Raw genomic sequence first — 11,796 nt, 5'->3', positions numbered from 1 at the left:
TCAGCCTGATGGTCCATATCCTAGGGAGTCTTATTTACTTTGCGCAGGCCTTCAGGTCGGCATAGATGGCATCCATGGCCTCCTTGCCCAGAATCTCTTCTTGGGCAGGCCAGACTTCTTCACGAACATGCTGGGCAATGGCACTGCGGTCAGCATCGCTGAGTTCCAGAACCTCAATGCCAGCTTCCTTCAGCATAGCGAAACCATCAGCCTCAGTCTGCTCGGCGGAGTCGAAGATTTCCTTACAGACCTGGGTGGCAGCGTCCTGCACCACCTTTTGCTGATCTGCAGTAAGCTTGCCCCAGGAGGTGGAACTCATGGCCAGGTGCACGAACTCGGCACCGAAGTTATAGGGGATGAAATAGTTAACAACGTCACGCAGGTTGGTGTACACGCCCAGGGAGGTCTGGCCCACGGAGCCGTTGACGATACCGGTCTGGATGGAGCTGTAAGTATCAGACCAGGTCATGGCCACGGTGTTGTAGCCCATAGCGGTCATGCCGGCCTTAGCCACGGCGGAGTTCCACACACGGATGGGTTCTTTTTTCTGATCCCAAGTGTTATAGGACTCGGGCATGTTCTTGCAGGACACGCCAGTCAGGCCCTCGCAGTAGACGCCCAATAGCTTGATTCCGATGTCGCTGAAGCCCTTGTCAACTAGGGAATACACTTGGGAGCCGGGAGAGAAGATGTATTCCATCTCATCGAAGTTGGAGGCGATAAAGGGAAGACTCTGCACCTCAAAGACCGGGTTGTAGGTGGAGTCGATAAACTCCAAGGACAGGTCGATGGAGCCGTCCATCAAGCCCTGAACGATGACGTCCTGAGCTCCCAAGGAGTTGGCAAAATACATCTTCACGGTGACGGCACCGTTGGTGCCCTGCTCAATGAGGTCAGCGAAGCGCAGGGCGGTCTGGGAGGCAATGTGCTCCTCAGGCTGGGCGGTGGACATCTTCAGGACGATGGAATCAGCAGCGGTATCGCCGCTGGTGCTATCGCCGTCACCTGCAGAGGCTTCGGCCTTGCTACTGCCGCAGGCTGCCAGACCCAGCACCATAACGGCGCTCAGAACCATGCACAGGAGCTCTTTCCATGTTTTGTTCATGTTCGTTTCCTCCAATTATAATGTGTGTGGTAGTGGAGAGATCAGCGGAGCACGGCACCTTTTGAAATGGAGATGCATCCCTTCTGATAAATACCCAGATAACCCGTGAAGTGGGGGTACTCTTCGCCGGTGAGCTCGGAGATGCGCTGCTGGATTTCCTCATCGGTGAGCTCCACGTTCATGGTTCTGGCGTGGATATCATATTCAATGATGTCACCGTTGCGTACGGCGGCCAGGGGGCTGTTAAGGGCTGCTTCAGGCGCGGCGAACTGAAAGCTGGCACCGGAAGCGGCACCGGAGAGGCAGCCGTCAGTAATCACAGCCACCTTGGTATAAAGGTCGCTACCCTTGAGTTGGGAGGTGAACCAGTAGGCGGAGTCATAGGAAGCTTTGGGACCCAAGTAGCGGATGATGACAATCTCGCCAGCCTTGATCTCGTGGTTGAGGAGGGCGTTGTTGGCATCGTCCATGTTGTTGAAGACATGGGCGGGACCCCGGAGCTTCATCAGGCACTCCGGTACGGCGGACTGCTTGATATAGGTGCCATCGGGAACTAGGTTGCCCCGCATCAGGGCCAGACCGCCTTGATTGTCCAGAGGATTGGACAGGGGGTGGATGATGGAGGGGGCCAGAATCTCGTGGCCGGAAATATTTTCGCCGATGGTCTTTTCATTTACCGACATGCAGTTGGTATCCAGGTGCTTCCGTAGCTCGTGGAGAATGGCCTGGGTGCCGCCGGCCTTGGCATACTGATCCATATTGTAGGGGCCGTTGGGACGGACGCCCACCAGCAGGGGAATTTCGAAGCTGGCGGCGGCATAGATGTCGCTGAAGTTCATCTCAATGCCGGACTCGGTGGCCACAGCGGGAACGTGGATGATGGTATTGCCGGAGCCGCCGATGGCCATGCAGGTCTTGATGGCGTTGGTGATGGACTCCTTGGTGATGATCTGTCGGGCAGTGATCTTCTTGGCATAGAGCTTCATGACCTGCTTGCCGGCGGCCTTGGCCAACTCCTGCATTTCCTGGCTTCTGCCGGGGGTGCTGGAGTTGCCGGGCATAGACATGCCGATGACCTCGGTGATAATGGCCATAGTGTTGCCGGTGCCCATCATGCAGCAGGCGCCGCCTCCAGGAACAGACACGTCCACCAGTTCGTCAAAGTCGGCTTGAGTGATTTTGCCGTCCCGCAGGCGGGTCTTGTTGGGGCCTATGTCGATGAAGTCCACATTCTCGCCCCGGTAGTTACCAGGCTTCATGTAGCCGCCAGTAACAATCACCGTGGGCAGGTTCAGACGGCCGGCGGCCATCAATAAGGCGGGTAGCACCTTGTCGCAGGTGCCAATCATTACCAGTGCGTCCATCCGGTGATAGCTGACCATCAGGTCAATATCATTGACCAACAGGTCGCGGCTGGGTAGGGTGTACTTCTGATTTTCCAGCATACTATCGCAGAGGTTGGTGCCATTGAATTCCACCGGCAGGCCACCGGCCTCACGGACGCCCTCCGCCACGGCCTTGGCGATAGCACCCTGGTGGATGTGCCCGGGGTTCATGGGGTTGAGGGTATTGAACACGGCAACCCGGGGCTTTTTTAGCTCCTCATAGGAAAAGCCACAGCCATGGAGAAGGGCCAAGGTCTCGGCTTTGTCCAGAGAGAACACATCGTACTGGGTCTGGAGTCCTGCACACTCATTGCTGCTCATGGATCAATCCTCCTGTAAATATAATATAGAATGAGGCTATTTGGCACCGTAGGTCAAATCGAAATAATTCTCCCGCAGGGTATCAATGATCTGAATAATCACCCGGTTGATGCCAACCCGGGACAATTCTTCGGAGAAGATACTGGAAATCTTCTGCATCAGTTCCACAGGTCGCTTGAACCAGTAGATCTCCACCATGGGGCAGCGCTCCTTGTCTGCCTCTGCCGCAAAGTATACAGAGGGTACATATTCAAAAGAAATCCACTCCACGGGGCACGCCAGCGCCTCTGCCACGGCAGGGATCAGCCGGGGGGCAACCGTGCGTACCACCTCCTCGCTGATCCCGCTGATAACAATCTTCGGCATGATCCTGATCCTCCTTTCCTTAGTCTACATAATTTACGACATCCCCTCGCTTTGGCGTGGGCTGTTCGCTAATATCATCGGAATATCCCAGGCACAAGAAGCACACTGTGTCATAGTCCTTGGGAATTCCGCACATCTCCTTGCACCCGGCGCCCTCCGGGGTATTAGTGTACAGGTTGGGTACATCCAGATACCGGGAGGCCAGTCCTAGGGACTTGGCGGCCAGGGCCATGTTCTCATTGGCGGCGGAGCAGTCTTGCTTTGCAAAGTTATTGTCCCGGGCCGAGGAGATGACAATCAGAACCGGCGCACCGTACAGGGAATGGTAGCCTTCTTCATCCCCTAAGCGGTGATTGGTTTCTGCGTCGATCTCCTCCAGCAGGGTTTTGTTGGTTATCACAGAAAAATGCCACGCCTGCCGGTTGAAGGCGTTGGGGGCCGCAATACCGGCTGCCACGATGGCCTCCAGTAGCTCCCGGGGCACAGGATTCGACTTGTATTGCTTTACGCCTTTGCGACTTAGGATTGTATTGAGAACTTCATTGGTCACCATAAAACCTCTCCTTTGTATGTATTTGCCATGGCTTTTCTTTGACACCATCATAACAGGTTCTTAGTGAAAAGTAAGACCGCACTTTTTGCCAATCTAGTTACTTTTTGGTTAGTATATTACTTAATTTTGGCCGAAGCACTGCTGTTTTTTGTGGATTTTGGCTAATTTTATTGGCGCGCTTTATGACCCGTTGCCGTAGCCGCTTCCAAAATCTAACGCAAAACTTTGTCACTTCCTACGAAAACGTCAGGAAAAACCTGGAACTCTGCCAGCCTCCTCGCCGGTTTACAGAAATACCCTATTTTTCGAGGACTTGATTTTTTGAAAACTTCCATTATACTGGTTTCAAACTGACATCAGGCAGAAGGAGGTCTTTGGTATATGGCCAGAGATAAAATCACCAATCACCGGGAGGCAGTGAACATCGTCACCTGCCCCGTCATGCGTTCATTGCTTGTACTGGGAGGCAAGTGGAAGCTGTTGCTTCTCTATCTGCTGGCCTTTGAGTCTAAAGGCGGCCATCTACGCTACAGTGATTTTGTAGATTTGATTCCCAACATCTCCGCCAAGGTGCTCTCCTCGGAGCTCAAGGAGTTGGAGGCAGACGGGCTGATTATCCGTACCATGTATCACGAGATCCCGCCCCGAGTGGAATACACCTTGTCGGAAACCGGCGCAGAGCTGGCTACCCCGGTAGTGCGAGCCATCCACACTTTCGGCGAACAGTATAAGGACGCCATGCGCAATCCCCCGCTGAACTGATTGCCTCATCATACGAGAGTCCCGCCCCTCCGGCCCAGTACCGGAGGGGCGGGACTTTTGTAACCATTAAAGATAACGGTGCTTGGAATTGCCTTGCCAATATAAGCAGGGTAATTTTCGTTATGGAAGCATTTTGGATTCCGAAGAGGCCTTGGCGGGAGCCAGATTCTCAGCCTGGATTTTGGCCCAGTACCAGCGCACTTTTCTGAAACCAAAGTAGATACCGGTACAAATCAAGGCCGTTTTCCTTTGCTGGCTCAATGAAACTGTGGAACTGCGCTGGTCTGCGTACCAGCGGGCGTATTCGTATTGATAAATAGCCAATTCTTCCTGCTCATTATGAACGACTTTATGTTATGCTCGGCGCGGTTGGCACTCACTTCTAGTTGCTCGTATTCCAGATACCGGATCAGGTACGGCCACTGCTTCAGCAGATAATGGATAACTCCTCTCATTGCAGATTTCGGTGCTGCTTCCACCTGCATCTCATTTGTCTATGACTACAGTGCGTCTAAAACCGGGTTTGTCTGCTCCAACCGCTTTTTACTCCGTTCCTCTGGTGTCAGTTCCGCCAACACTTGATCTAACTTGAAAAGCCGAGTACAACATCACTTATGATGGCTGTAGGAGAAATTTTATAGTATTCAGCACTTGTCAAATTTCATTTTGGCGTGCGCCCAGTAGCCCTCTAAGACCAGCGCGGACATGGGTGGCGTAGGATATCACCCAATTTATGGGATGCAGCAAATATCACCCGTTGCTCCAATTACACCCATCTGAGGGATTACAGAAAATCCGTTTTCCTCCACCGCTTTATTCAGTGCTGCATGAAGGGCGGTTTGAATGCCCCGGACAGTCTGGGACAGACCTTCGCCGCAGAGTTCTGCCCGCAGTGGTCTGCCGCTTTTTTGAGGTTTGCATAAATCCTGAGACAGCAGAACCATTCCCGCTTGTCAATAGTCAAGATGAACGGGACCCGCCCGCCGCTGACAAGTACGAATGCTTCTGCTCGTGCGGCAGTCAAGAGGGCAAAAGCAGGGAGTGCTTTTACCCTCGATAATTCTGATTTTTCTTTACATTTGCTTGTGTGGTTTTATATCGCCGCAAGGAATTTGGGCACCACAGCACCGAAAATCAGTGTGTTTTCCAGTGTCCTAAAAGGCAAAAAATTCAGTATTCTCAAGGCTTTTCACGGTGCAACGGCTTTTTGCGGGGCGAATGCAAATACTATTTCTTATAATATCACGTTCGTGAACTTAAGAGTGAGAGCTTATCTTCCTTCTCGCCATTCCAAGCCATTCTCAGAAAGGAAACTAATATCGTCCAGAAAGGCGAATTGCAGGACAAAGGAGTTGTTGCAAAAATGTAACAAGCACGCTCTACGGAGCGATGGATAGAAAGACCAAAACGAGGGAAGCCCGCTTTTACAACCTGGACCATCGCTGCGGGCCGCCCACATCCGCATTTGGGCCACCAGTGAACTGAAAGAGTAATGAACCAAGAACTTTGCCTTGGGTGATGAACGCCTCAGGCAGGGTAGGACTACTTTCAGCATCGGCTCCTTTAAAACCGCTGGAGCGGAGGTAATTCCATTCGGACCAGTGAGCGCCGTATCTGGCAGCAGATCATTGACATCTGTGCCGGGCGCCACCGTACGGGACTTCTATACCGTGGTATAAAATAAGTTCTGCGGGCTTTTACGCCGTCACAGGGCGCGGTGGGGCAGAGATCATTTGCACCAATGCAGACCGCAGCAAGACCAATGGGCCTGACCGCCTGGAAACGTGCGCTGGATGGACGTACGATGAGCGGATATTGCAACTACATTCTGCATTGAGTATCTGATCGGGCGTCAGAGCACCTTCGCCATGTGGAAATTTGCCGCCTGTGTCAGTGCGCTTCTGGCTTTCCGCCGATAGGATACAAGACCCGGAAAAGGGTCTCCGACTCTAACAAGGAAGTGCTCAGAATGCTGGAGTCAGGAAAAGTCAGGAGAAAAATATTGACTTGATATACTTTGTGGTTTAGGATTATTATAGATAAAGTATAGTTAAAGCAATATCGTATTGTCGGAAACAGGGATCCCTGTTTCTATGTTTGCGAAGCAAACATAGAAACCATGCTGAACAAACAATGGCTTCCGGAAGCCATGCAGGAAGGAGGAAATTTGAGACGAGTACGATAAAAGAAAGAGCGGAGGAATATTTCCCGGAGATGGTAGAGATTCGCAGGGATATTCACCGCCATCCTGAGATTGGAAGAAACGAGGTAAGGACATCGGCCCTGATTCGAAAGAAGCTGGAGGAATACGGGGTTGATGCAATCGAACGGCCTGTACCAACCGCCGTTGTAGCGTTGATCCATGGAGCCAGAGGCCCGGGCCGCTGTGTGGCACTGCGCTGCGATATCGACGCATTGCCCGTGCAGGAGGAAACCGGACTGCCGTATACCAGTGAGAATCCGGGGATTATGCACGCCTGCGGCCACGATATGCATGCATCCATGATGCTGGGCGCGGCCAAGATCCTGTGCGGAATGAGAGAGCGTTTTGCGGGCTGTGTCAAGCTGATATTCCAGCATAGCGAAGATACATTACCTGGCGGCGCCAAGGAGCTTTTGGAAAAAGGCGTGCTGGAAAACCCCCATGTGGACGCGATCTATGGAATGCATGTGCTGCCGGACGCCCACCGGGCAGGACAGGTTGGGTTCCACATCGGGCCCATAACAACTTCCGTGGACCTGTTCGACTTCACCGTCTCCGGCAGAGGGGGACATGGCTCTCAGCCGCAGAATACAACGGACCCCGTGCTGGCTGCCGCCCAGATGATCGTGATGATGCAGCAGATCGTCGCCCGCCGGGTGGACCCTATGGAGATGGCAGTGTTCTCCCTGGGGAGCATCCATGGCGGCGACGCGCCCAATGTGATCCCGGCGGAGGTCAAGTTTGGCGGCGTGACTAGAGCGTATTCGGAAAGTGTGCGAAGCGTGATTAAGGAACAGGTCCAGGCAATTGCAAAAGGTATCGAGGCCGCCTCCGGAAATACAGTACATATTCACTATGCCGACGGATATCCCAGCGCTTTCAATGACAAAGAGCTGATGGATCTTGCCGCTGACGCGGTCCGAAAGGAATTGGGTGAGGACGCGGTGGTCCCCATGCCCGATCCAATGCCTTTCAGTGAGGATTTCAGCTTCTATGGAAAGCTGGGTGGTATCCCCAGCGCCTATCTGATGCTTTATGCAGGACACGAGGGAGAGCTGGCGCCCCTGCACAATCCCAAGTGTGCGGTTCGGGAGGATGTTATGCCGGCAGGCATCAGGACCTTGGTTTCTATTGCTCTGGAATTCCTGAAGTAATCAGATTTGGAAAGTTCAAAATGATTTAACCATTTAAAGCGAAAAAATTCGCGAGAAAAGGAGAATTGTTATGAATGTGCAAGAGGTCGCCGCCCAATACGGAGAGTATCTGATCGAAAAGCGCCGCTATTTCCATCAGCATCCTGAAGTCAGCACCAAGGAATATCACACCAGCAAGGCAATCAAAGAGGCGCTGGACGAGATAGGCGTTTCCTGGCGGCCCTGTGGGCTGGAGACGGGTGTGCTGGTCACCATTCAAGGCGCAAAGCCCGGCAAGACCATTTTGCTTCGCGGAGATATGGATGCCTTGACGGTTCAGGAAACCACCGGGGCGCCTTATGCGAGCAAAAACGAGGGCATTATGCATGCCTGCGGCCATGACTGCCATATTGCGATGCTCCTGACCGCCACCCGCATCCTTCATGACATGAAAGAAGAACTGTGCGGCACGGTAAAACTGGCTTTCCAGCCTGCGGAGGAGGTAGCTCTGGGTGCCAAGTCCATGGTTGAGCAGGGCGCTTTGGACGGCGTGGACGCATGTTTTGCCATTCATGTGTGGACAGATGTGAAGTCCGGCATGGTTTCTCTGGAAGCCGGCCCCCGGATGGCGTCGGCAGACGAATTCCATATCACTGTGAAGGGAAAGGGGTGCCACGGCGCACAGCCGGAGCGGGGTGTGGACGCAGCTGTTGTAACGGCTGCCATCATCAATAACCTGCAGTCCGTCGTCAGCCGGGAGATCTCGCCTATGGACCCGGCGGTCGTTACCGTAGGGACGATCCAGGCGGGCACCCGTTGGAATGTAGTGGCGGAGAACAGCTATATGACAGGAACCACCCGCTGCTTCAGCAATGAGGTGTGGGAAACCTTTGAGGAACGGATGGAAAGAGTTATCAAAGGCACAGCCGAGGCTTACCGCGCTGAGGCAGAGCTGGAGTACCTGCGCATCGTGCCGCCCACTGTCAATGATGAGGCGGTGGTTTCCATCGCCCAAAAATCCGCGGTTGCTGTCCTGGGTGAGAATTGCCTCGCATCCAATCCGGCTACCACCGGCGGCGAAGACTTCTCCTACTTCATGCAGAGGGTGCCGGGAGCAATCGCACTGCTGGGAACCGGAAACGAGGCCTGCGGAGCCGTTTGGCCAAACCATTCCGGCAATTTCTGCGTGGATGAGGCACAGCTTTTGAAGGGCGCCATGCTCTATGCGCAGGTGGCAATGGATTTCAACGCACAGTAATTGGTCAGACTCATATTGGGTGGGAGAATGCAAAACCATGAAAGGAGGCAGTTCTGCCGCCGAAATATGTGCTGAATAAGTAAAGAGGGGGAAAAGACATGTATAACTTTGCACTAGCGTTTGTGCTCTGCGCTGCAGTGTACATCATTGGCGAGGTCGTTTCCACGGCAACAAAAGCATGGATTCCATCGGTATTCGTAACTGCCGCTATCATTCTGGTGGGCTACTGGACAGTCCTTCCCACTACGCTGATCAGCGACGCCGTACTGATTCCCTTTGGCAGCACAATCGGTATCTATCTGCTGATTACGCACATGGGCACCGTGATCAGCATCAAGCAGCTGCTGGAGCAGTGGAAGACCATTGTGGTCTGCCTTGCGGGACTTGCGGGTATGTGCGTCCTGGCACTGTTCGTCTGCCCCCTGCTCATGGACCGCAGCTTTGTTGTCGCGGGACTGCCTCCTCTCACCGGAGGCATCGTGGCTGCAACGACGATGATGGAGGCGGCCAATGCTGCCGGCCTCAAGGAAGCGGCTGTGTTTGCTATCGCCATGTACTGCGTCCAGGGGTTCGCGGGGTATCCGCTTACGGCGGTCTGCCTCCAGCTGGAGGGCAAAAAGCTCCTGAAAGAATACCGGAACGGCGGTGTGTCGGTTGCCGGCGTTTCAAATGCGGTAGATGCAGTCAACGGAAAGCTGGAAACCACCGAGAGTCCGCGCAAGAAACTGCTGCCCCCCACGCCTGCCAAGTGGAATTCTGTTGTGGTGATGCTGGGCAAGCTGGGATTCGTGGCCTGGCTGGCCACACAGCTGGGAAGAGTTGTCATCCCCGGCCTGAACATGACGATCAGCGGCGCTGTGTATGCACTGGTTCTGGGCATTATTTTCACCAGCATTGGTTTTCTGGATGAGAACGCACTGAATAAAAGCAATTCCTATGGCATTGTCATGTTCGCTCTGATGATGTATATCTTTGACGGCCTGAAGGATTGCACGCCCCAGATGCTGGGCAGCATCATCGGGCCGATGGTCATTCTGATTGTTGTCGGTGTTGCTGGCATGGCGGTATTGTGCTTCGTCAGCGCAAAAATACTGAAGATCCCGTTCCTGCTGGCCTTTGCCACCGCATTGACTGCCCTGTATGGGTTCCCGCCCAATGCAATTATCACTGAAAACACCTGCAACGCTCTGGCGGCGACCCCGGAGGAAAAGGAATATCTGATGAGCAAGATGTTCCCGCCCATGATTGTCGGCGGCTTTACCACTGTGACGATCACGTCCGTTATCATTGCAAGCGTATTTGCCAAAATGTTCTGATTGTAAAGGCCATATCATCTACAAAAGCGGGACACGAAGTGTTCCGCTTTTGTAGAATCAAATGTTGGTTGGGATCATAGAATAGGAGCGTATCGCTATGAATCGGAAACTGATTTGTCAAATATTGAATCATGAGATGATGCTGGCCACCGGCTGCACAGAGCCTGCCGCGATTGCGCTGACAGCCGCCATTGCCCGAGAGCAGTTGGATGGAGAGCTGGAGCATATCAAGGTCAGGGCCAGCGCGAATATCATCAAGAACGCGATGTCTGCGGGGATACCCGGAACGAACTATACTGGAATAAATTATGCAGCTGCTTTGGGTGCTGTGTGCGGGGCGGTGGACCGCCAGCTCCGGGTTGTGGATGACGCCCGCCCGGAAGACATTGAAAGAGCGGCCCATCTTGTGGAAAATGGATATGTGGACGTGAGAAGGGCGTTTGATCCGGACAAGCTGTATGTGGAAGTTGAACTGGTGAATAAAGAACACCAGTCCCGCGCCATTATTAAGGGAGCGCATACCAATGTGATCCTTGTGGAGCGGGACCACCAGAGGGTGGGCTGTGAGCTGCCCGGGCAGACGATGGAAACGGATATCACGCCGGAGCAGATCAGCAGGACGCTGAATATCCGGACGATCTATGAATTTGTGGAGACGATGGATCGCCGACAGGATGATTTACACATGATCCAAGAGGCCATCGAAGTCAATGGGCATATCGCGCAGCTGGGCGCAGCGGGTGATTACGGACTGAATATCGGCCATGGTATCCGGAACAATCAGGAAGCGGGGCTGATGGGGCACGATGTTGTCATGGATGCCGTAGCCATGACTGCCAGCGGGGTGGACGCCAGAATGGCGGGAGCCAATGCCCCGGTCATCACAAATTCCGGATCCGGCAATCAGGGCATTACCGCAACAGTTCCCATCTTGTCTGCCGCGAAGAGTCTTGGTATTGATGAAGAGAGAACGTTTCGCGCCGTCACGCTGAGCAACCTGATGGCGATTCATATCCACGCGGATTTCGGACCGCTCTCCGGGCTCTGCGGGGCGACCATTGCCGCTGCCGCCGCAGCCTGCGGCTTGGTGTATCTACAAGGAGGCACGCTGGAGCAGATCGGATTTGCTGTAAACAATATGTTTGGGAATGTGAGCGGAATGCTCTGTGACGGTGCCAAGGCAGACTGCGCCTTGAAGATCAGCACCTGTGTCTTTGCCGCCTTCCAATGTGCCGCTATGGCCCTTCGGAGTGAAAGCGTGAAAGCGACAGATGGAATTGTAGAAACAGACCCGGAAGAAACGATCAGAAATTTCGTGCGGCTTGGGAATGAGGGTTCCTCTAAATGTGATGATTTGATTTTGGAGATGCTTCTTCAGAAATAGGAGGACTGTT

Annotated in this window: 10 protein-coding genes; 5 read left to right on the top strand and 5 right to left on the bottom strand. The window is 53.6% G+C overall.

Annotated elements, in window-relative coordinates; translation table 11 throughout:
- Positions 1 to 34: 34 nt before the first annotated feature.
- Genes dctP through DN611_RS14740 form a run of 4 tightly spaced genes read right to left on the bottom strand, consistent with a single transcriptional unit; the run spans position 35 to position 3,730 of the window.
- Positions 35 to 1,105 carry a TRAP transporter substrate-binding protein DctP gene (dctP, locus tag DN611_RS14755; protein ID WP_119311724.1) on the bottom strand — a complete coding sequence of 357 codons (1,071 nt, stop codon included), beginning with the start codon at positions 1,103 to 1,105 and terminating at the stop codon, positions 35 to 37.
- Between the two features lie 41 nt (positions 1,106 to 1,146).
- Positions 1,147 to 2,811, bottom strand: coding sequence for a dihydroxy-acid dehydratase (locus DN611_RS14750; protein WP_119311723.1), 1,665 nt, complete (start codon positions 2,809 to 2,811; stop codon positions 1,147 to 1,149).
- Between the two features lie 36 nt (positions 2,812 to 2,847).
- On the bottom strand, positions 2,848 to 3,177 hold the full coding sequence (locus DN611_RS14745) for a DUF1904 family protein (protein ID WP_119311722.1): 330 nt from the start codon (positions 3,175 to 3,177) through the stop codon (positions 2,848 to 2,850).
- A 19-nt stretch (positions 3,178 to 3,196) separates the two neighbouring features.
- Positions 3,197 to 3,730 carry a nitroreductase family protein gene (locus DN611_RS14740; RefSeq protein ID WP_158629751.1) on the bottom strand — a complete coding sequence of 178 codons (534 nt, stop codon included), beginning with the start codon at positions 3,728 to 3,730 and terminating at the stop codon, positions 3,197 to 3,199.
- Between the two features lie 381 nt (positions 3,731 to 4,111).
- Here DN611_RS14740 and DN611_RS14735 point away from each other — a divergent pair, with 381 nt between their 5' ends.
- Positions 4,112 to 4,492 carry a winged helix-turn-helix transcriptional regulator gene (locus tag DN611_RS14735; protein ID WP_119311720.1) on the top strand — a complete coding sequence of 127 codons (381 nt, stop codon included), beginning with the start codon at positions 4,112 to 4,114 and terminating at the stop codon, positions 4,490 to 4,492.
- 257 nt (positions 4,493 to 4,749) lie between these two features.
- On the opposite strand, the gene DN611_RS17345 is transcribed toward DN611_RS14735, so the two are convergent.
- Positions 4,750 to 4,977, bottom strand: coding sequence for an IS66 family transposase (locus DN611_RS17345; RefSeq protein WP_119311719.1), 228 nt, complete (start codon positions 4,975 to 4,977; stop codon positions 4,750 to 4,752).
- A 1,648-nt stretch (positions 4,978 to 6,625) separates the two neighbouring features.
- On the opposite strand from DN611_RS17345, the gene DN611_RS14725 reads away from it, so the two are divergent.
- The 4 genes from DN611_RS14725 to DN611_RS14710 all read left to right on the top strand — a co-directional run bounded on the left by DN611_RS14725 (position 6,626) and on the right by DN611_RS14710 (position 11,786).
- Complete coding sequence (locus tag DN611_RS14725; RefSeq protein WP_119311718.1) at positions 6,626 to 7,849, top strand: M20 metallopeptidase family protein; 1,224 nt, start codon at positions 6,626 to 6,628, stop codon at positions 7,847 to 7,849.
- A 70-nt stretch (positions 7,850 to 7,919) separates the two neighbouring features.
- Positions 7,920 to 9,086 carry an amidohydrolase gene (locus tag DN611_RS14720; protein ID WP_021747961.1) on the top strand — a complete coding sequence of 389 codons (1,167 nt, stop codon included), beginning with the start codon at positions 7,920 to 7,922 and terminating at the stop codon, positions 9,084 to 9,086.
- A gap of 98 nt (positions 9,087 to 9,184) precedes the next feature.
- Positions 9,185 to 10,402, top strand: coding sequence for a hypothetical protein (locus DN611_RS14715; protein WP_021747960.1), 1,218 nt, complete (start codon positions 9,185 to 9,187; stop codon positions 10,400 to 10,402).
- Positions 10,403 to 10,538: 136 nt separating this feature from the next.
- A complete protein-coding gene (locus tag DN611_RS14710; RefSeq protein WP_329757577.1) occupies positions 10,539 to 11,786 on the top strand; it encodes an L-cysteine desulfidase family protein in 1,248 nt (415 codons plus the stop codon).
- The last annotated feature ends 10 nt before the right edge of the window (positions 11,787 to 11,796 follow it).

The sequence above is a fragment of the Oscillibacter sp. PEA192 genome (assembly GCF_003574015.1).
Lineage (GTDB): Bacteria > Bacillota > Clostridia > Oscillospirales > Oscillospiraceae > Oscillibacter > Oscillibacter welbionis.
The sequence above is the reverse complement of the archived record's forward strand: the minus strand, read 5'-3'. Positions and strand labels throughout refer to the sequence as shown.